This window comes from Bradyrhizobium sp. JR4.3 (genome assembly GCF_040547695.1).
GTDB lineage: Bacteria > Pseudomonadota > Alphaproteobacteria > Rhizobiales > Xanthobacteraceae > Bradyrhizobium > Bradyrhizobium canariense.
The window spans coordinates 44,052-64,102 of record NZ_JBEPQF010000040.1; the positions used below are offsets into that span (position 1 = coordinate 44,052).

Below are 20,051 nucleotides of genomic sequence, written 5' to 3' on the forward strand. Positions count from 1 at the left end.
GTCCATTCGACGAGCACTGTTACCGAGAAGGGAAGCTAGGTTCTCGTGACCAAGGAACCCACGCCCAAGCAATGGAGCCAGCTTCTATCCGCACGGTCGAAGAGCCGACGCAGGCCGCCAACGGGACACCATACGGCGAAGACAAGCAAGCGCGTCGTAAGGAGGTCGGGAGGCAATCTCGACTTTTGAAGCAGCGCAATGCGGTGGCCACGGCGTAAGGCATTGAGGGATATGGTTTTATTTGGTCGTCGTGCTCGGCACGGAAAGCCGCAGAGCCTCTGCCAGATACAAACCAAAGAAATAGAGCGCTCTTACCTTGCTTTGCGCTCCATACTGAAAGCTCCATACTCAAACATGTACTCAACCAGCGCTTCCAATGTCACCATTTACTACGCAGCTCGAAGCGAATGTCATAACGATGCAACTTCGCATAGACCGTACTCTTGGCAAGACCGAGAGCGGCCGCGGTGGCCGTCACGTTGCCGTTGCACGAGCGGAGCGTGCGCGCGATCAGGTCACGTTCGGACGCTTCGGCGAGAGACAGGCCCGGATTGTGCTCGCTTGTTCGTTCCGTTCCCCGGATGGCATCGGGAAGGTCCGAAGGTTCGATCAGCTCGCCGTTGCTGGTCAGCATGAGGCTCTCGACCAGATTGCGCAGCTCGCGGACATTGCCGGGCCAATCATGGCGCTGAAGCTGCGCAAGCGCCTCCGGCGCAAACCGGCGATCGGAAAGACCGTAGCGCGCCGCTGCCTGGGCGACGAAGTGATCGACCAGCAGCGGAATGTCCTCGCAGCGCTCGCGCAGCGGCGGTATGCCGACGGGGACGACAGCCAGCCGGTAGAATAGGTCCTTGCGGAAACGCTGGGCGTCCACCTCCGCCTGCAGGTCGCGATTGGTCGCGGCGACGAGGCGGAAGTCCACCTTGCGCACTGCGGTCTCGCCGATCCTGCTGATCTCGCCGTTCTCGAGCGCCCGCAGCAACATGGGCTGGAGGTCGAGCGGCAATTCGCCGATCTCGTCAAGGAACAGGGTGCCCCGCGCCGCGGCTTCGATCTTCCCCGCCACGCCGCCGCGCCGGGCGCCGGTGAATGCGCCGTCGACATAGCCGAAAAGCTCGCTGGCAAGCAGTTCGCGCGAGGCGCAGCCGCAATTGACGGCAATGAACGGGCCGCTCCGGCGCGGCGACACGGCATGGAGTCCGTGCGCGAACACCTCCTTGCCGACGCCGGTCTCGCCAAGCAGCAGGACCGGAGCAGCTGATATGCCGACGCGACGGCACGTCTCGACCACGTTGTGCATCTTCGGGCTGCTGTAGACGGTATTGGCAAAGGCCTGGGACTCGCCTCGCGCAGCTGACAACAGTTTGCCCGAAGGGGCCGGCTTCGGCGCCACCATCACGGTGCCGAGGTGTTCACCCCCTTGCACCACCGGCTTCAGCCATTCCTCCTTGATCCATGCCGGACGCGAGGCGCCAAAGAGCTGATCGTCGCGGCTGCCGAGATGGGGAAAGCCGGACTGACATCCCGGCGCGCCTAGGTCGCGCATGATCTGCGACATCTCTCCACTGGCCTTGAATGGACGTCCGGCGCTGTCGAACAGTACGGCATGATGCCGATCCGAAGGCGGCAGCATCCAGAAGCATTGGTCGAGCAGCCGGTAGCGGGCGTCCAGCTCCATCTGCAGTAGCTGAGCCTCGATGCGCGCGGCCGCCGAAATCGCCAATGCGAGGGCCGGCCGCCCATAAGACGAGGATAGTCCGGAGATGTCGATCACGCCGATCACAGCGCCGTCGATGGGATCGCGGATCACGCAGGCCGAGCAAGTCCAACGGTGGATGCCGGAACAGAAATGCTCCGTGGCATGCACTTGGATGGGCTGCCCGGTTTGCAATGCAGTGCCGATCGCATTTGTCCCGCAGGTCGTCTCGCTCCAGTTGCTGCCGGGCAGCAGGTGGGTTTTTTCAACGGCATCGCGCAGCGCCAGCTTGGTGTCGCCCTCCAAGCGCAAAACAATGCCGTCGGCGTCGGTCAGCACCATCACGGTGCCGGTTTCCAGCAGGTAGTCGCGCGCCAGGGACATCGTCGAAGCACCCGCCTGAACCAGGCGGTTGCGCTTGTCGAGCAGGCGCTGCAGCTTGTCGTCCCTGATCGGCATCGGAGCCTGGCCACGCCGGTAGTCGACGTCCGATTTCTGGCAGCGCTGCCACGAATCGGTAATAGCCGACCGCACGATCTGCTGACGCGTGCTGTTGCTTCCGGATAGGAAGCGTTCCCAGCTCGTCAGGACGTCGCGTTCGATAGATGGATTTGCGAAAGCATCCTCTGGCGCCTGACCCAACACGTTCCCTCCTTCGACGCGCTGAGTAGTCCGAAATGATCTGCCGGACCCCGAGCTTTTATCTCCTGATTGTGAGGCCATCCATGGAAACGCGCAATCGCGTATCCCGACCTTGGTGCCATTTGGCTCGCCTCCGACCGCACCGCAAAAAGAGTGAGATCGGAGGCGGAATGAAGGCATCGAGCCGGCAGAAGCTAGGCGACCCTGCGCTGGCTCAGGCTGTCGTAGAAGGCGGTTTCGAAACGCATATAGCCGGTGAACGAAGCGACGTCGGCAAAGGGCAGGATCTGGGTGGCCCAGTAGCCTCCGAAGCCATTCTGACGGTCGATCCAGTAGAACAGGTTCGCCAGACCAGCCCAGCCGAGCGCGCCCGCCGGGCGGCCGGTCGGCGCCTTCTCGTCATTGACCATGAAGGTGAACGCCCAGGATTTCGACAGACCCGGGAAGAACTCCGCGTCGTTCGACAGCGATTTGATGACGCCGGGCAGCGCCGTCACCTTGAGATCACCGAGCTGGTTCTTCTCGGCCATCGTAACGGTCTCCGGCTTCAGCACCCGGCCGTGCGGGCCGGCACCGTCGTTCAGCCACATGCGGATGAAGCGCATGTAGTCGCCGACCGTGCTGTAGAGGCCGTGGCCTCCCATATGGACCTCGGGATTGGCAGGCAATTCGAAGTCCATCGGGGTCAGCGAGCCGTCGGCGTTGCGCGCGTGCACGCCGGCAAGTTTGCCGCGCACCGCATCGTTGATCTCGAACGTCGTGTCGCTCATGCCGAGCGGCTTGAAGATGCGCTCGGCGAAAACTTCGCCAAGCCGCTTGCCGGTGATGCCCTCGACCACTTGCCCGGCCCAGTCGACGTTCGTGCCATACTCCCATTTCGAGCCGGGATCGAACAGCAGCGGCGTCATGAGGGCGGCCTTCGACGAAGTGATCACGCTCGGCTGTCCGTGGTCGGTCGCCAGCCGCAGATAGTTCTCGTTGAAGAAATCATAGCCGAATCCGCCGGTGTGCAGCAGCAGCATGCGCGTGGTCACCTCACCCTTCGGGGCACGAAGCCGGGGCTGGCCCTCGGCATCGAAGCCCTCGATCACCTGCAGCTTGCCGATGTCGGGGGCGTAGGTTCGTGCCGGGGCATCGAGGTCGAGCTTGCCTTCCTCGATCAGTTGCAGCGCGGCCGTGCCGGTGATTGCCTTGGTGGTCGAAAAAATGGCAAAACTGCTGTCGGCCGTCATCGGGGCCGGTTGGTCGATGCGCCGCTTGCCGGCGGCGCCCTCGTAGATGTTGCCGGTACGATCGGTCACCATCGCCACCACGCCCGGGACGCCTTGGCCCGTCGTGACCGTCTCTTTGAGAATGGCGTCAGCCGCCGACTTGAATTCCTTGGTCATGTGTTGCTCCGAATTGTTGTGATGATGCGGGTGCAGGGCCGCGCCACCAAAAATGGTTGCGCGGCCCCTTGTGTCGTTACTGCTTGGCAAAGCCGGGATAGGCCGAGGAGGCGACCTCATCGCACTTCTGGCGATAGGTTCCGACGCCGCCGATATAGGAGAGCAGACGGCGCGGCTTGCCCTCGACGTTGGAGCCCATGTACCAGGAGTTCGTCTTGGTCACGAGGGTCGTGTTCGCGACCTCATCGTGATGCGCGACCCAGGCATCCTGCGCATCCTTGCTCGGCTCGATGACGCTCAGGTGGTTCTTCTTGAGATAGGCGATGCAATCGCTGATCCACTCGACCTGCTGCTGAAGGCATGTCGTCATGTTGCAGAGCGCTGTCGACGGCGCCAGCGGCGCGCCTGTCGTGAAGAGGTTCGGGTAGCCGTGAACCTGAAGCCCCATCGTGGTCCTGATGTCGCGGCTCCACTCCTCCTTCAGCGAGCGACCGCCGCGGCCACGAATGTCGATGCGCGTCAAGGCACCGGAGCCGGCGTCAAAGCCGGTGGCCAGGATGATCACGTCCAGCTCATACGACGTTCCGTCCGCGAGCTCGATGCCTTGAGGCGTGATCCGCTTGATCGGGTTGTTCTTGACGCTGATCAGCTCGACGTTCGCCTGGTGGTAAGCCTCCAGATAGTTGCTCTCGAGCGGGACGCGATGCGTGCCGAAGCCATAGTCCGTCGGGATCAGCGTATCGCACAGCTTGGGATCTTTGAGGCGCTCGCGCATCTTCTTGCGGACGAACTCGGAGATCTCCTCGCTGACATCCTCCTCGAAGAACATCTCCACGAAGGAGGCGAGCCACAGCCGAAGCGAGCCTTCATCCCAGATCTTCTCCAGAACGGCATGACGCTGTTCCGGGCTGAGATCCTTCCACTTGCCGTTGGTGAAGTCGTATTCGAAGCCGGTGAACGAGTGGGGCAGGGTTTTGCGGAATTCGTCGAACCGCGCCTTGTAAGCCTCGACCTCCTTCGGCCCGTATTTCGGGTTCTTCATCGGGATGATGTATTGCGGCGTGCGCACGAACACCTTCATGCTGCCGACTTCGCCGGCGATGGTCTGGATCACCTGGATGCCGGTGGCGCCATTGCCGACGACACCAACGCGCTTGCCGGCGAGATCGAGCTTCTCCTTCGGATAGCGCCCGGTGTGGACCAGCGTGCCCTTGAAGGTGTCCTGTCCGGGAAACATCGACGTCAGCGGCGCCGACAGCATGCCGCAGCAGGTGATCAGGAACTGCGCGTCGATGGTGTCGCCCGCGTCGGTCGTGATGGTCCAGCGCTGGGTCGCCTCGTTGAAGACGGCGCTAGCGACCGTCGTGCTGAAGCGGATGTCCTTGCGCAGGTCGAGCTTGTCGGCGACGTAGTTGAGCCATTTTTCGATCTCAGGCTGACCGGGGAAGCGCTCGCTCCAGCTCCAGCCTTTGTAGAGCTCCTCGGAGAACAGGTACTGGTAGATATAGGCCTCGGAGTCGAACCGTGCGCCCGGATAGCGATTCCAGTACCAGGTGCCGCCTACGCCCGTGGCGGTATCGACGGCCTTGACCTTGAGGCCTTGCTCGTCGCGCAGCTTGTAGAGCTGGTAAAGGCCGGCAACCCCAGTGCCGATCACGATGGCGTCCAGGCTTTCATGTTTACGCGCGCCGTTGGTCTTGTGCTCACTCATGCATTCCCTCCCGTTGTGAAAGCTTTGTTCTGTCCTCCGCTACGAGGCGAGGGACGCAAGGGGAGCTACGCAGATTGCGTGCCAAAGCAGAGTTCTGGGCTTAAGCGGTTGCTGGGACTGGATTGTTGGTTGCGGGGGCATGCCGAAACTGTTCGAAATTCAAACCCGGCAAGCCTGATCGACCGAATTTCGATCGAAGTTCCTCTGCATTCCGGCGCCGAGGGCGCTAGGATATCTTGGATCCTTCAGCCGTTCGAACTCGGCGCCAGCCTACCAAGGCTGCGCCGGCACGAACGCCGGTAGCGCCGCCGTGCGGCTCGCGAATGCTCTCGGGCGAACGCCTCCTAGGAAGGCCCTGTATTCGGGACCAAGAAACCCTTTGCTGCTTCAGACTCGCCCCAATGCCCAGTCCATATGGCGAGGAGACACTCGGGCGTCGATGCGTGCGCGCTCGTGCGCGAGATCACTTCGCCAATGCGGAGCAATCGATGACGGTCTAAGAATCTCTCTGTTCAAATGTCGGGCGAGCTGGCTAAAGCCATTGATATAGCTAAATTTTATTTGTTCGCAGAACATAGATTTTGGAATTTATTCCTAGCCGACCAGCTCATGAGGCACGGCAAACGCCAAAAGTTCCCTAGGATCGGCTTGGGACAAAGGGCAGGGGGCCCAGCTGGTCAGGAACTTTGGGCCATTTCGTTTATTTCGCTTGTTGCGTTTATTTCGAGTATGGCCTATACAAAAGGCCGTACAGGGGAGAAGATACGATGACGATGCCAGCCTACGCTGAAGAGCTGGGAGGTACTCGCCTGCCTTCCGCGAGCGAGAAGGCGGCAGCCAACCAGCTTCGTCAGATACTCGCTTCGCATGCGACGGGAGATGCCAAACTGCGAGTGCTCGACGATGCACAGCAGGCTGCTGAGATAACCTTGTCGCCGGCGCTATCGAGTCTTTTGATGGAATTGCTGCGGCATATCGGTCGCGGCGATGCGGTGACGCTTGTGCCTGTGCATGAGATGTTGACCACGCAGCAAGCTGCCGACATTCTGAATGTCTCGCGTCCGTTTCTGGTCTCGCTGCTCGAAAAGAACGAAATTCAGCACGTGACAGTGGGGCGTCATCGCAGGATTAGGGCAGAGGACCTATTCGCATATAAGCGCACGCGTGATGAGAAGCGGGGCAAAGCGCTTGCGAATCTCGCTGAGCAGGACGCGGAGCACCTGTAAGCTTGTTTGCAAACCGCTTCACCGCATTCGTCGATGCGTGCTCGCTTGCAAGCGCGCTCAAAAGGAACCTGCTTCTCTCATTGGCGGAGGCGGAATTTTTTCGTCTCCGCTGGTCAAGCCGCGTTCTGGATGAGACCGAAACAGCTATCGAGGAGATCCTGAACGCCAAAGGCTTTGCCGATGCCGCGGCGCGTGCAGAGCGGGCGCGCGCCAGCATGGAAGCTGCCTTTGAAGATGCCATGGTTACGGATTTTGACAACTTCTTGTCCGTTGCGGCTGGGCTCCCCGATCCTGGCGATCATCACGTTGTTGCTGCGGCGGCCAAGACGCAGGCCGCAATGATCGTAACCGAAAACCTTAAGGACCTTCCCGCGGCAGTTCTTTCCGACCTGAACATGGAGGCGAAATCGGCCGACGCTTTCATTGCGGATACTATCGCACTCGACGAAGCTCGCGCTGTTGCAGCCATTCGGTGTATGCGCGAACGCTTCAAGAAACCGGAAATGACGCCGGCGGAGCTCTTGCTCGTGATGGAAGCTGCGGGGCTGATTGAGACGGTTGACGTGCTAAGGCCACACGTGGAATCCCTCTAGCTCAGTAACTAACCAGGCGGGCTTTCCGCAACACGATCTTGATGTAAACTCGACTTCGATATTCCATAATGAAGGATACCCGAACGATCGCGCGGCTTGGGAACGCAGACACGCTGATGCCTGCTGGCGTCGTCCGCCAGGAATATACAGGAGACCAACGCAGCAGCGCCGAAAATTGGCGGTAAACCGCAGCCGAGAATCGGTCTGCCGCTGCGCAGGACGGGCGCGGTCGTTCATCTCTGCGTGGGAGAAATTTTGAACCGATGTATTTCCATTTTCTGACCGATGCCCTTCAAGTTTTGGTAGTCGCGCGACGCCGGGCATCCTTTGACGATGTCACTGACTCCGGGAGCCTCCATCACCATCTCTGTCAGGCATATTTCGTTGACACCGGCTAGACCTTGCACACGGGCGGCGATATTCACGTCCTGTCCGAAGTAGTCGATCCGATCGTTGAGCCTTACGGCGATGGCCCTGCCTCTGTGCACGCCGATTTTGAGGCCGAGCGGCCGCGAAGCGGTTTTGTTGAATCGCGACAGCTCTTCGATCATCTCGACGGATGCAACAACGGCATCCTGTGGACGCTCGAAGCCAGCCATGACTGCATCGCCGATCGTCTTCACGATCGTGCCAGATCGATTCCTAATGATCTTATTCAAAATGTCGAAGTGCTGACGGACGAGAAAGTAGGCATTCACATCGCCGATGCTTTCGTACAGCGGAGTCGAATCCTTTAGATCAGTGAACAGATAAGTGATGTCGGAAACGGCTAGACTATCGCGCTCGTCCACCAATTGAGTCTTATAGAGTTCGGCGAAGCAGGGGGTGAGCAATAATCGCTTACCGGAAAGAAAAGCCTCATACTCGACCAGATGGGGCTGGAACTGGGAAGGATACTGGAGAAACCAGAAGCGGCCTCGATCCTTGGTGCGGTTCTCAATGTGGATGATGTGTTTGCCTGGGCTAAGATCGGCCGTCTGTCGAAACGCAAAGCGTCCGTCGCCAAGGATCATATTTCTCGGTCCAGTGGGCCGATCAGCAACTACGAACCGGCCCGATTCGAGCTGGACCAGCGTTTCTTGGCGTTCCGCCGGTTCACCGTTCGCGAAGAAAACCAGAAGAAGCTTATGGCTAAGATCGAGCACCTCGAATCGGCCGGCCGTTACGGCGAATTCAAAGTTCAACCGCTGACCCGCCTCGATATCGGCAAATCCCCGCGAGAGTGCCGCAACGAGTTGCTCGTGTGTCATTCCGTGCGGGGGCTTGAAGTCCTTGGAGAAGTTGTAACGGAGATAGTAGTCCTGGACGGACAGCATGTCCGGATGACGATATAGGATGTCGCGAACCGAACTCGAGACCGTAAAGGTGACTTGGATGTAGTCGTCAAGCGCCGCCTCATTGAGGGCGTTGCAGAATTCGCATTGGAAACGTGGATGAACCTGGTCTAGCTCACGAAAAGTGCCGGCGACCTGCGGGCAATAGGCGCAGATGAGCAGCCACTGCATCTCGAATAGGCCAACCTTAGCGGCGTGCACGAACAGCTCGATTCCTTCGGCGTCACTTAGGCCGTTGGCAGTCGCATATTGGATAGGATTGACTCGAAAGAGATCATAGTCGCCGGAGGCGCGAATAAAACCTTCGAGGTCCGAAAGGGTCTGCGGCGCCCAGCTCGCTATTGACCCGAGCTCTATGAGGCGCTGATTCAGGAGGCCTTCGTTGACTGGGGATGACCCTTGCATATCAGTATGATACCTCGCTCATGCCGGCAATACTGGTTGGTCGGCCATTCGACTAGCCACGCGACAATCGACGCGGTTCCTTTGTGTCCAACTGGTTTTAGTCGAACCGAGCCGGATAAGAAAAGTCAGCTCTATTGGCCTGTATCAGTCGGCAATGCGACACTTTGATCGATAGGCAGTGTCTGGTCTCGTCCATCATGTCCATGAGAGCGGTGCGTTGACTCGAGAGCGGGCCGTGCGCGCCACGTTATGAAATAAGCCCCGGATTCGTGCAGACGCCCCTCCCTCCCATTTCCGTCAACGTTGATCGCCATATGAGCTGGATACTTCGAAGGATCATGCGTCAATGGTCAACCAAAGCCGTTTGAATGACGCGGATGAAAAGCGCGACGCTGTTGGTCGTTGGCTTCGTGTCTGCTGGCGTTTGGTAGCAGGGCGCCGCCAAAGTCAGACCTTAGTCGCTCCGCCGCTTCCGCTCGCTCCGCCGTCGAGCGAACGGGAGCCGGCACTCCGGCCACCCCTAAGAATGCCTGGCCGACAACGGCGGCGGCCAAAGTATCGTCGCCACCGGCGCCGGCCAAGAATCCAAGGCCTTCGGCGAAGACCAATGGCGGGCCGTCATCGCGGACCGACGCTCTCCGGCCGGCAGCGTCGGACAAGGTTTTGTCTACACCATTGATCGGCGCGCCTGCGTCGGTCCTCAGCCCAGCCGGGGACTACGATGGCTTTAGCGTCGGCACGGTTGACGATAGTAAAACGTCAGGTTACGCGGCGCGAACCATGAAGTCCCGCGCAGCAAGACCTTCCTAGCCCAATTCGGGGGCAGACAACATCGCGGCACAGCACCTGGTTGAGCAAGTAGATGAGGTATTGCAGCGCAAGCTTACGATCTGCCGCGGCTGCAGGTAGGTGGTCGGCAATGACGGCAGGCGCTGTTGACCAATGCAAGCGCTTGTTGATTCTCGCATGGACCTATTGTCGGATGAAAACTATGGCATGTGGAGGTCGCGGAGCAACGTAAAAGCGTGCCTCACAGGCGAGGCATTCCAAGTGCTCCGCAATGTCAACCCGCAATCCAGATAACATCTTTTTTGACCAGCAATCCGGGCATTCTCTCTGGTTCAATGCGTCAAGAGCATCTGCGACAGTCATTTCGAGCTCGTGAAACTGGCTGCATCAGACACCGAAAGAGCGACTGATGTGTTTCGCCATCACGATAGCAACGTCCGTATAGCGGCCGTTCGACCAGAACTGATCGCAAACCAGCAAAAAGAACAGCGCACTAAGCGAAATCAGAATTCCCTTGCACATAGCGGACTTGTCCCTTGATGAGACTGCCAACCGAGAACTGAGAGAGACGATATGCTTCTGAAGTCGCAGTTGCGACGATCTGCAATGATTCAGGCTGGCAAGAAGCCGTTACTAATCCGTTAACTGACGGATCCGAAAATCTCTGCGGAAGGTCGGCCTCTGGTCCGAAGCTGCTGATCTCGGAGAGGTCCGCTATTCGGGCTATCGTCTCGAACCCTCGCGTGCTCTCCCCTGGAGTCAACAACTATTCATTCGTGAGTCGGCCGACCGTGAACTCTGAGCTGAGAGCAAAGCGTGAATGTCTCAGGCGACTTGGTCAAACTCAGTCCTGGGTGCTCAAGGTGTAACAGTCACGCTCTTGAAGACGGTGCCGCCATTGTTGGACCGGCCGCTGAAGCGGACGGTCTGCGGGCCTCGCGAGGTGGCACTGAATTTCCAGATGGCGGAGCGCGTATCGGCCTCCGTTACAGTGCCAAGTGTGAGGCTGGCCGCATTTGAAAAATCCATCGCCACGCCATCCTCGCGGGTGGTCGAGACCCCGAGCAGGCTTAGACCGCTAGACCCCGCCGCCGCTGACACCTGAACCCCATATGCCTCGTAACTCGGGTTGAAAATGGTTGTCTTGATTGTGAAGGTCGAACCGATCGCGGGAGACGTTGTGCTCGGCGTAGCCGTCATCGAAATCGCAGGCGTTGGATCGCCGCGAATGATTTTAGCTGCGATTGCCACCGGCAAGCCAAATGAGGGAGCTCTCCAGTTGATTGCTTTGAGCCGGAGAACGCCAGGAGGCGGATTGTCGATGATGAGATATTCGACGTTGTCGATATTAGACTGCGAGGCCCAGCCACCACATTGTCCAACTGCGTCCGGCGTGCAACTGGCGCCGGGATCGGCCCACAGGTCAACATCGTATGTCACCGCCTGTGATGCTCCTGCGCTCGCTTCGGGCTCGTCCCAAGTAAGCACAGCGACGACCCGCTTGGTACCCCGAGGCACGTCGATGTCGAAGAAGCCCCAAGACTTGTCGGTGATTGTCATCCACGCCCAATGGCCGCTCCAGCCGTTGGGGTCGAGGCGCGCCCAATGCGATTGATAATCGGAGACGCGTCCGAGCCCAAAATCATTGCGTCCGCCACCGGTGTTGTTCGCCGGACTGACCTCGTCCGAATGCAGCGTAGCGGAAGCCATGAGATGGGCACGCAGCAAGTGCGGTCGATCTCGGAAATCAGGATAGTGCTCCAGCAACGTCGTCGCGATGCCACTGACATGTGGCGTTGCCATGCTGCATCCGCTCTTATCCACATAACCATCCGTCGTTCCCGCCTGCGCGGAGGTCACGACAGCACCTGTTGCAACGAGGTCTGGCTTCATCCGATTATCGCCGGTCGGACCGCGGCTGCTGCTGCCGGACAGTTCGCCAACCAAGCTCGATCCCGCGTCCTGCACGTTTCCGACCGTAAGAGCATTCTTGGCCACGCCGGGAGACCAGATCGATTGTGCGCCCGGGCCGTTATTGCCGGAGCACACGATGTAGGCCTGGCGTGTTTCCCAGACGCGGGCGTCGAGCTTGCGCGATTCGGAATCGGTTCCAGTCTGTCCCGATCCGCTCGCCCCACCGCTCAGATTGATGACAGAGGGGCGTGGCGCGTCGCAGCTGGTCGGGTCCGCCATGTAGTCGATTGCGTCCCGCAACCAAGAGTTTTGTCCAGTGTTGGTCGATTTCCAGATCTTTCCAACCCGGATGCGCTCACGCGAACCGACCGCAGTTGCGACGCCCCGGAACCGCGCTTTCGCAGCCCCAGTTCCGGAGATGGTTGCGAGGACGTGAGTGCCATGGCCATTCTGATCATTCCAAACGCCCGCAGCGTCGCTCGTGAAATTAATCCCGCAACCGTTCTTGTTGAGGTCTTGGTGCATGGTTGCCGCCGCGCTTCCCAACATGGCGCCGGTGTCGAGTAAGCCCAACACAGTTCCCGCACCCAGGAAGCCGGACGCTCGGATGTAATCGACGCCATTCGTAGCCATGCTCTGATCGTGTCCGCCGCCGCTGCGACGCTCGATTTCGATGAACAGGATGAAATCCAAACCGGAAAGAATGCGGATCTGTTCGGGTGTTGCGAGAGCCTCATAGCTCCGCAACACCGGGTCGTAGCGACCGACCTCCGCACCCGTAGCTTGGACCCGTTCGGCGAACGAAGTTTTGGGATCAGTTTCAAACAGGCTGATGACAATTGGAAATCGAACCACCTCGGCCCCGAAACGCTCGATGGCAGATCTCAGCTCCGGCGCTAATTTTTGGTCGGGCAAGGGGTAAGCCAGTGATCTAAACCCGGGCAATCTGGCAATACCCTCCAACGCCTGGGCTTGCAGGGGGACGCGGACCTTGAGTGCTGTCCCATGCAGCCCGAGCGATGCGACCCCGAACTCGCTCATCAGCGTGCGCTCCGTGGCCGCGTCCGGCAGGAAATCCATCAGCAGAAAGGCATAGGTCTCAGTCCGCTCCCCTGCGGCTAAATCCGATCGTATGCGCGGGTCGATCCCGGTGGCCGGTGTCGTCGTCCCTCCCGAGAACCCAAGCCGATAGGCCTCAAACGATCGGACATCCGACGCGCCGCGCGAAGGATAATTGGCCGGAGGCTTCGGGCGATCCTTTGGCGCAGAGAGCGGCCTGTTGGGCGCCTCCGTTTGGACTGTTGTCGCCTCAGTGCCCCGATGCGGAAGTGCATCGCGCGGCGGCTTGCGATCGACAGGGGGAACCAACCGATCCGCCACTGATTCGTCAGACTTGGTCGGCCCGAAGTCGCGGCGTTTGGTGTCATCCGCGCTCGTCGCACTAGGTAGCCCAACGCCCGCCCGGCGCAATCCGAAGTTTTTGACCCCGTCCTGGACGGCCTCGAGCGAAAGGGGGGCGCCCTCGTCGTCTCGATTGATGCGCATAGTGCTATTTTGGCCGCTCGACGCGCCTTCCGCGGGAGCAACGGTCTGCGCAGACGCAAGCGCGACAGGCGCAGCAACCAGTAAGGTCGCAACGAGTGTTCTCAACGGCACTGAACGACAGCAATAGGTTAAACGCTTGGGTAAGAAGGTTTCGTTCATTGGCTTCCTCCAAATGAACATTCTTACGCGGCGACTTTGATCCGACACCTGAATCGTCGGAATGGCACACACAAGCCGGCAGAATCAAATCTGCTTCGCGCGAACATCACGACGCGGTCGCGCTCGATCTTTTGCGTTGAGCATCCTGGCAAATCAATAAATGAATCCTAACAGCACAACGGAAGATTATGCAGTGATTTAGTTCACAAGATTGCTAATTCGATTCAAAATAGACAGGCTCGTGAAATCCAATCGGCCCGTCCTTCCATAACAACACATACGCAGGCCTGCAGGCCCAGCGTCGGCGTGGGCGTTTTGAGCCCAGGTCACCTATCTGAGCAGTGCCCGATACTGCGGCACTGCCATTGCTACGGCCTTACCAGCGCCGCCTCATCGGAAACGCGCCACGCTGCGACGCCAAAACACAGCGTAAGCATCAACGTGGTCAGCAATAGCAGGACTGAGAAAAAGTGGCTCACACGCGTCTCCGCAACAGAACGTCCCAGTACGGGCGCAGGTGGATGGTTCGAAAAATACAGCTGCGCTGACCTGGCGTCCTTTTCCACAGGTTGTAAAATGCTAGATCAACAGCTTTGAACAGCGGAGCGCATCGTCGATCGGTTCGCGCGGGGCCGGGCAACTTCGCGCCGCGCTGATCGTAGCTAAGCGTCACGGCAGGAGTTATGATCTTTCCTTCTCGCTCCGGTCATTCGCTTTCAAGGAGTCTGGCAGTGATAAAAATCTTACAAGGAATGCTCCTCGCGACCTCGGTTCTCACTGCTGCTAGTGCGGCGCACGCAGCGGGTGGCTGTGGCGAGGGCTGTCACAGGACAACCGGTGGCGCATGTGTCGTTGACGGCTGGGGCACGGGAGCCAAGGTTCGGAACGAATGCCCGGCGACCTCTCGCCCCCGTCCACCCTGCGGCGGCGGGGATTTCATCTGGGACCGCACCAAACAGGCGTGCTTTCAAAATAACCGCAGCTGGTTCTGATCTTAGTGCGTTGCCCCAGCGCCGGTGCGAACGAGTTCAGACAGGAGCAGCTTGGCCGTCATTTCTGGCGGCACCCCTCCCACGTGGGTTGCCTTACTTCCAAGCGCCGACTGCAGGTACACGATGGAGTTCTGGACGAAATATGTCCCGTGATGCGCAACACCGTCGATTGTGACCGTTAGGGTGCGAACTACAGCAGGCCTTCCCCTGTGAAGCCTCGCTCACGGCAGTCCTTTAAAGCTCACGCACTAAGTGCATGATTCAGGCTGGCGTAAAAACTTAAACCAGCGTGTTACTCTCTGAGGCGTTACTCGCGGCAGGCCCGGCGCACCGTGGCAGTCCTGCGTGGACTAGAGTAGAGAACGATCGAGGGGCCGCCAGTAAGGCGGCCTCTTTCGCCGGTTCACGCTGGCCGGCCTAGCACTCCCGGCGCTCAAATCCGCAATTGGATGGGCAGCCGAGAGCATTAGGGGCGGGAAAGCAAGCCGTGCCATGTTCGCTCTAATGTGACAAGGCGCCACCGGTAGTTGTCCGGAGTCCATTTTCGGAACGGGGTGTTCTACTGTCGGAACACCGGCGAGATTTGAGACCAAGTTATTTGTAGTTGCCCGGGATGGCCGCAGTGGGGCTGGAACCACGCTGCGGCCTTTCCCTTGAGTGCACCTGAGGGGCAATGTTTTCTGCGGGGGGATTTGTGAGCATCCAAAGCATCGGGGCGACTATCTCGGAGCGCGAGCTGGCAGCGCGCGGCGTGCAATCATTGCGGCATTCCGATTGCATGGAGATCGTTGAAAATCTCCTCGTTCGCTTGAAGGCCCTGGACCAGGAATTGGCCGCACGAAACAAGAGCCAAGCTAAGCTCGAACGAGAGACGATCCCGGCTTGGGGGCCTGAGGGTTGATGCGGGGGCCGCTCCGCCAGCTCGAGGAAGAGAGCTAGCGAGACAGCAAGCCGGGCAGTGATGCTAGGTTCCTACGGCTTTCAGCAGCCGCACGTAGGTACCGCTCTCGTGCAGCTCCAGCCAGCCCTTCTCGACAGCGCGCCTGATGCCGGCGCCGAACTCCGCGCCGCTTCCCTGGAGCGTGTAGAGGGAGGAGTAGTTGATCTTCTCGATATGGATTCTGCCGTCCTGTATCGCCTCGATGCCCGAAGCCAGCTGGACGAGCTGGCGGCCTGCGGCTTTTGGATCTGCAAAAGGGCGTTCGGTGACGTGCTTCATCGCTGGAATCAAAACCTCAAGCCTATGCTTGGCCTGACTTGCCCGCTGCTGTCATGCCAGTTCGGGACGATATGCACAGATCCTGCGGCGCCGCGGTCTGAGCAGACCAGGCGCAAGCCGACGCGCGACCACGGCTGATCCTGCGGGAGTGTCTCGAGCCGCACGTCCACCTTGCGATCGCAACAGCCGTTCAAGCATTCGATGTTGCAGGTCACATGGTGTCAGCCAGCCATTCCGCAGGACTGCGGGGCGGATAGTGGCCGGACCATTTCGTGTGCCGAGGAGCGCGCATGCCGCCAGCAAAGCTGGCATCTTAGGTATCTCGCAAATTATCGATTCCTGGTGGCTCGGAACGCGCGAGCGACCGCTTGTTGTAGGTGGGGAAAAGTCGACGTCCGCCGCGTCACGCTCGCAGGCGCTCCCCTGAGCCGACAAACGAAAATGAAGCCGCCGGGCAAACAATACCTTGTCCCGGCGGCCTGATATCCGTCCAGCCCCGGGAGAGGATTAGCAAAAATCCCGGATACTGATCAGTATAGGCGCGCGGTGTGGGGGTTCAGTTCGCTTTTAGAAAATATACCCCAAAGCCCGCCGGCTCACGCCAGCATTGCCATGCTACAATCCAAGGGCAGTCGAGGGTCTTTCTGCTCGCATTGATTGAGAGCGATGCCGAGGCAGGTGCCACTATTTTCTTGTAGCGATTTGATCGACGGCAGGTAGGAGTGCGCAGAATGATTAGGCCGCTTCCATTGCTCTGGCTTTGGTCGGAGGCGCTGCACAGGCTCAGCAGGGCGCGCCTCGCAACCCTCAGAAATTGGAAAAGTGCCAGTAGCTTGCTACCGAACGTGGTTTTTCGAGTGCGGGCGAAAAAGGAGAGGGACAAGGTCGCGCAAAGCGGGAGTTCGTGATCGCCTGCATGCATGGGAAGCAAAGCTGACCAGACGCTTTGTCGAGCGGCCATTTTCGGCCCGCCGGTCACGCTGGCGGCCATACGGCGAAGGCCGCAGCGGGTGGTTAAATCGCTGCGGCCCCGCGTGGTCAAATGAAGCCGGGTCAAAAGGACCAAGTGAAATATGCAGCCAGCCCCGGTGCAGAAAATTCTGCCCCAGCTTGGTCTCGTTTGCAAATACAATTCGGTGGAACCGAAATCCCTGCAGTGGGCATTTTGTTCCAAGAACGGAACGATATTGCTATTCTCCCGCGAACCGGCGCTTGGCGCGTGCGAAACCACGAACCTAAGCAGTGGGACCGAGGGCGAGGTACAGACGCTGATCAAAATGATCAAGGGAGGATCGAGATCGCGACCGAGCTTGGGAGGTATATCGCGTCCGTCAAACGTGTGGCCGCGGGTATGGCCTTTTGCTGCGAAGCGCAAGGAGCGCTGCACAAAGACGCAGACGTATCAGCCGCTTGTAGAATCGCACTATTCTGACTCAGCCAAACCTTACGGGGAAAGCAGGGAATGGTTAGGCCCGGCGCATCATACCGGACTAGGACGCGTCGGGCCGCGACTCCGCAATCGCGCACAACTACGGAAGGCACGTGGCAATAGCGAGAACGATATCGGCGCCGAAGTCTCCGGAATAAACCGAAATCAGAAATCCCGCGGCCAGAGCAGCTACAATCACTTTGAGTGTCAGTATTTGACATCTCCACTTAAGTCGCGCGGACAAAAGTCGGCTCGGTCTTTTTCCAGGGTGCTTCGCGGGTCCAGCAGACAGTTTCATTCACTGAGTTGTTATCCCGAGCGTGCCGCGGTCCAGCCTAGCGGCCCTCAAGCCAACCAGCCCCTGCCGGTGCACTCGACCGGGGCTGCGCAGGTGGATGGCGGGAGGCTCAGATGTGAGGTGTCGCCCACCGCCGACGTCCGGCCGCTGGCGAAGCGATGCATATTCCAAGGATGAGAAACATTGCGAGCACGCGCATTTTGGTTTCTTCTGACCAGGACCCTTTAGCTCTTTGCTATCTCACGTGCATTTTCTCGACGATCGAATAGAGCAGCATGAAGATCGGCAAGAAGACGAAGAACCAAACGGCCTCCGGTTCGACCCGGGAAAATTCGCGGTTGGGATCTGTTTCAGTGCCGAACGGCACAGGTGCCACAGGCGGCTTTGGACGCCTGCGTTTCACCGCTCGGCTTAGCAGCCGTCGAGTCGCTGGTTCGTCGGACGGCGGATCGCTTGCGCGTCGGCTCTGGTTCGTCACGACTTTAGACCGCGAACATCAGCGGGTATTTGCGGACCAGTTCGAGGTCAACGTAGCCGGCGGCATTGATCCACTCGTGGGGACAGTAAACGAGCGAGCCAGGGTCGAGCTCTAGGCCATCCCGTTTTATTGCCTCGCGCGTCCCCAGTCGGCCGGCCCATTGTCTCGTCCGTTTGGATCAGGTCGCATCGTGTCGAACACGGTGTCGTTTTTCGTCATCGCAATTCCTGAGGTGTTGAAACCAATCTTTACGAAATGACATCCGCTTGACGCCGGTGTTCTCGCCGACAAGTGATATTCGCTTTTGCAGTTGCTCACCTCAAGCCCGCACAGGTCGTGCTGACCGTCTTCCCTGTCTCACTCTCTCCGTTGCAGGTTGCAGGAGTTTGGCGAAGGGTGGTCCAGAATTGATAGGTGCGGCCGGACCAGCCTCGGCACCCGCGGGCTGGAATGGTGGCTACCCGTCTGCTCCTCAGGGTGGGTGGGCCGCCAGCATTGGATCGCTCTCTTCGTCGAGTCAGCGCTTCTAGTGGCTTTAGGAGGAAGCCCACCATCCGTCGGGGAATGGCTCTAGCAAAGTCCGATCGACTTGGTTGTCGTTGTCAGGGGGCCTGAGAGCTCCTGCATTCCGCGCTAGTGGCGCGTGGCGACGGAGGCGGACAGACATGGCGCCCGGTTTACGAGTTCGAAGGCGGCGCGAAGGAGGATGTGTCAAGCGTAATGGGGGCACACCGCGAGCGCGGCGCTCTGCTTCTTCGACCAGATCTCGAAGATATTCCAACTCTGAGAGCTGAGAAGTGAGTTCGCTAAGTCGTTCGGCGTAAAGGATTGCGCGAGAGCCTCGCATAAATGTTCTCCCCAGCACAAAAAAGCACTATCAGGATGGCGTCAGAGCAAATAGCGCGAGTAGCAAAAGTGGAACACTACCACCGGTAAATTGCGGATTTCAATACGTCAGGCTCACTGCCTCAGGACTGCGTCCACTCCGATGCCAACCCGTCAACGATCGTGACCTATTTTGCCGAAAGCTTGGTTGGGCCCTGCAGTCAAAAGGGGGCTGGGTGTAGAAGCCAGCGTGGAAGTTGCGCCAACCTCTCGGCTTGCATTAAGTTCATCCGATTGGATCCGAATTGTTTTTGTGGAGTAGCGTCATGTCGAGTGCGATTGAGTTGATTGTGGACGGCTACGCGAGACTGAAAGACCGCCAGTCGCTTGAGGAGCTGAGGATGCACCGCCGGCGCCTTGCCGGAGACCTGAAAGCCTGGGCGGGCTTTGACTGCAGGTTGTCGATTGCGCAGATCGAGCAGGACATCGAGGCAATCGAGGCCGGCTTGGAGACGTTGTCGGGGCCGGTCGGCGGTTAAGCTAAGGCGCCATCCGATGGCGGCGAGCGCGCAGGGAGGGCAAGTGCTGCGATCTTTCGTCAGGCTGCCCTCATGGTGGTTTGGTCATGTTCGTCCGCGCTCTGCCTGACGTCTGAGAAGATCATCGCTAAGCTTCGCGCCGCAGGCTACTCGCAGATCCAAGGAGGTGCCGACCGGAAAGATCAAGACCTACAAGGCCGCCAAGGAAAGCACCGCGCGCTCGCTAATCGTCGACAGCACCGGCCACATCGCAGAGGTGGCGAGATAGCTAGACGGGCAGACGAAGCCAAACGTCTTTACTGGACAGCGTGCCGGTTGGCGTCGCAATCTCCATATCGACGACGCGAAACGAGCCATGACTTTCGTAAACGTAGCGAAGGTGCCAGACCGGACCGAGTTCCGGCGAAAGGGCGAAGTCGTCCAACGCACGTGCGATGTTGTGAACGGCATCGCGTCGCCCGATCGGTGCGGAGAACATCGTCTCTATCAGCGCGGCCAGGCTCATGCCGCCGACCAGCATGGCTCGTGCAGCTTCGTCGCCGTGAGAAAGCCGGAGGGCGGTCAGGATCACGGCAATAGCGTCGGGGTTCTTCAGAGTCACAGCAGGTTCGCCTCGCCAGCAAAAACATAATGCCGGATGCCGCCCTTTTCATGCAAGCGACAACGAGCCGACGCCAACATATCTCAAGCGACAAACATGCCCACCGCGAGCCGCGCTTGCGGAATGCGGGCGCCGCCTTCAGGGTCTAGTCGTGTGGGTCATTTCCCTTCGGCTCCTGCAAGAATTTTGGCATGTGTCCACGCGCTTCACGATCACGCGGGGCCGGGCGTTCGGACGGGTCGCGGCCGAGTTTGGACTGCAGCTCGAC

Annotated in this window: 12 protein-coding genes and 1 pseudogene; 5 read left to right on the top strand and 8 right to left on the bottom strand. The window is 59.4% G+C overall.

Annotated elements, in window-relative coordinates:
- Window positions 1-379 precede the first annotated feature (379 nt).
- From ABIB91_RS36130 to ABIB91_RS36140, 3 genes are all read right to left on the bottom strand, one after another.
- Window positions 380-2,341: a sigma-54-dependent Fis family transcriptional regulator gene (locus tag ABIB91_RS36130; RefSeq protein WP_502917066.1), complete on the bottom strand. Its 1,962-nt coding sequence runs from the start codon at window positions 2,339-2,341 to the stop codon at window positions 380-382.
- A 191-nt stretch (window positions 2,342-2,532) separates the two neighbouring features.
- Window positions 2,533-3,726: a methyl acetate hydrolase AcmB gene (gene acmB / locus ABIB91_RS36135; protein ID WP_007601813.1), complete on the bottom strand. Its 1,194-nt coding sequence runs from the start codon at window positions 3,724-3,726 to the stop codon at window positions 2,533-2,535.
- Window positions 3,727-3,802: 76 nt separating this feature from the next.
- Window positions 3,803-5,437 carry a flavin-containing monooxygenase gene (locus ABIB91_RS36140; RefSeq protein ID WP_007601818.1) on the bottom strand — a complete coding sequence of 545 codons (1,635 nt, stop codon included), beginning with the start codon at window positions 5,435-5,437 and terminating at the stop codon, window positions 3,803-3,805.
- 767 nt (window positions 5,438-6,204) lie between these two features.
- Between ABIB91_RS36140 and ABIB91_RS36145 the strand changes: the two genes are divergently transcribed.
- Entirely contained in the window at window positions 6,205-6,663 is a 459-nt protein-coding gene (locus ABIB91_RS36145) for a helix-turn-helix domain-containing protein (protein WP_085402128.1), read from the top strand.
- 2 nt (window positions 6,664-6,665) lie between these two features.
- Window positions 6,666-7,256 (top strand): VapC50 family PIN domain-containing toxin, encoded by a 591-nt coding sequence (locus ABIB91_RS36150; RefSeq protein ID WP_354171565.1) that lies wholly within the window; start codon window positions 6,666-6,668, stop codon window positions 7,254-7,256.
- A gap of 233 nt (window positions 7,257-7,489) precedes the next feature.
- Here the strand turns inward: ABIB91_RS36150 and ABIB91_RS36155 are convergent, their stop codons facing one another.
- Window positions 7,490-8,995, bottom strand: coding sequence for an adenylate/guanylate cyclase domain-containing protein (locus ABIB91_RS36155; RefSeq protein ID WP_354171567.1), 1,506 nt, complete (start codon window positions 8,993-8,995; stop codon window positions 7,490-7,492).
- Between the two features lie 1,647 nt (window positions 8,996-10,642).
- Complete coding sequence (locus ABIB91_RS36160) at window positions 10,643-13,402, bottom strand: S8 family serine peptidase (RefSeq protein ID WP_007601843.1); 2,760 nt, start codon at window positions 13,400-13,402, stop codon at window positions 10,643-10,645.
- 752 nt (window positions 13,403-14,154) lie between these two features.
- Between ABIB91_RS36160 and ABIB91_RS41815 the strand changes: the two genes are divergently transcribed.
- Window positions 14,155-14,394, top strand: coding sequence for a hypothetical protein (locus ABIB91_RS41815; RefSeq protein WP_083870004.1), 240 nt, complete (start codon window positions 14,155-14,157; stop codon window positions 14,392-14,394).
- 964 nt (window positions 14,395-15,358) lie between these two features.
- Here ABIB91_RS41815 and ABIB91_RS36165 read toward each other — a convergent pair.
- Entirely contained in the window at window positions 15,359-15,613 is a 255-nt protein-coding gene (locus tag ABIB91_RS36165) for a hypothetical protein (protein WP_219681390.1), read from the bottom strand.
- 2,002 nt (window positions 15,614-17,615) lie between these two features.
- Between ABIB91_RS36165 and ABIB91_RS36170 the strand changes: the two genes are divergently transcribed.
- Both ABIB91_RS36170 and ABIB91_RS36175 read left to right on the top strand, forming a co-directional pair.
- Window positions 17,616-17,933, top strand: coding sequence for a hypothetical protein (locus ABIB91_RS36170; protein WP_354171570.1), 318 nt, complete (start codon window positions 17,616-17,618; stop codon window positions 17,931-17,933).
- 1,036 nt (window positions 17,934-18,969) lie between these two features.
- Window positions 18,970-19,182, top strand: coding sequence for a hypothetical protein (locus ABIB91_RS36175; protein WP_354171572.1), 213 nt, complete (start codon window positions 18,970-18,972; stop codon window positions 19,180-19,182).
- A gap of 268 nt (window positions 19,183-19,450) precedes the next feature.
- On the opposite strand, the gene ABIB91_RS36180 is transcribed toward ABIB91_RS36175, so the two are convergent.
- Both ABIB91_RS36180 and ABIB91_RS36185 read right to left on the bottom strand, forming a co-directional pair.
- Window positions 19,451-19,783: a hypothetical protein gene (locus tag ABIB91_RS36180; protein ID WP_007601852.1), complete on the bottom strand. Its 333-nt coding sequence runs from the start codon at window positions 19,781-19,783 to the stop codon at window positions 19,451-19,453.
- Window positions 19,784-19,928: 145 nt separating this feature from the next.
- A pseudogene (locus ABIB91_RS36185) lies at window positions 19,929-20,051 on the bottom strand (LabA-like NYN domain-containing protein); the annotation flags it as partial.

What these genes read in the sequence shown, in the direction of transcription:
- acmB (WP_007601813.1), bottom strand. Translation starts at nt 3,726, where the DNA reads ATGACCAAGGAATTCAAGTCGGCGGCTGACGCCATTCTCAAAGAGACG.
- ABIB91_RS36140 (WP_007601818.1), bottom strand. Translation starts at nt 5,437, where the DNA reads ATGAGTGAGCACAAGACCAACGGCGCGCGTAAACATGAAAGCCTGGAC.
- ABIB91_RS36145 (WP_085402128.1), top strand. Translation starts at nt 6,205, where the DNA reads ATGACGATGCCAGCCTACGCTGAAGAGCTGGGAGGTACTCGCCTGCCT.
- ABIB91_RS36155 (WP_354171567.1), bottom strand. Translation starts at nt 8,995, where the DNA reads ATGCAAGGGTCATCCCCAGTCAACGAAGGCCTCCTGAATCAGCGCCTC.
- ABIB91_RS36160 (WP_007601843.1), bottom strand. Translation starts at nt 13,402, where the DNA reads ATGAACGAAACCTTCTTACCCAAGCGTTTAACCTATTGCTGTCGTTCA.
- ABIB91_RS41815 (WP_083870004.1), top strand. Translation starts at nt 14,155, where the DNA reads ATGCTCCTCGCGACCTCGGTTCTCACTGCTGCTAGTGCGGCGCACGCA.
- ABIB91_RS36165 (WP_219681390.1), bottom strand. Translation starts at nt 15,613, where the DNA reads ATGAAGCACGTCACCGAACGCCCTTTTGCAGATCCAAAAGCCGCAGGC.
- ABIB91_RS36170 (WP_354171570.1), top strand. Translation starts at nt 17,616, where the DNA reads ATGAAGATCGGCAAGAAGACGAAGAACCAAACGGCCTCCGGTTCGACC.
- ABIB91_RS36175 (WP_354171572.1), top strand. Translation starts at nt 18,970, where the DNA reads ATGTCGAGTGCGATTGAGTTGATTGTGGACGGCTACGCGAGACTGAAA.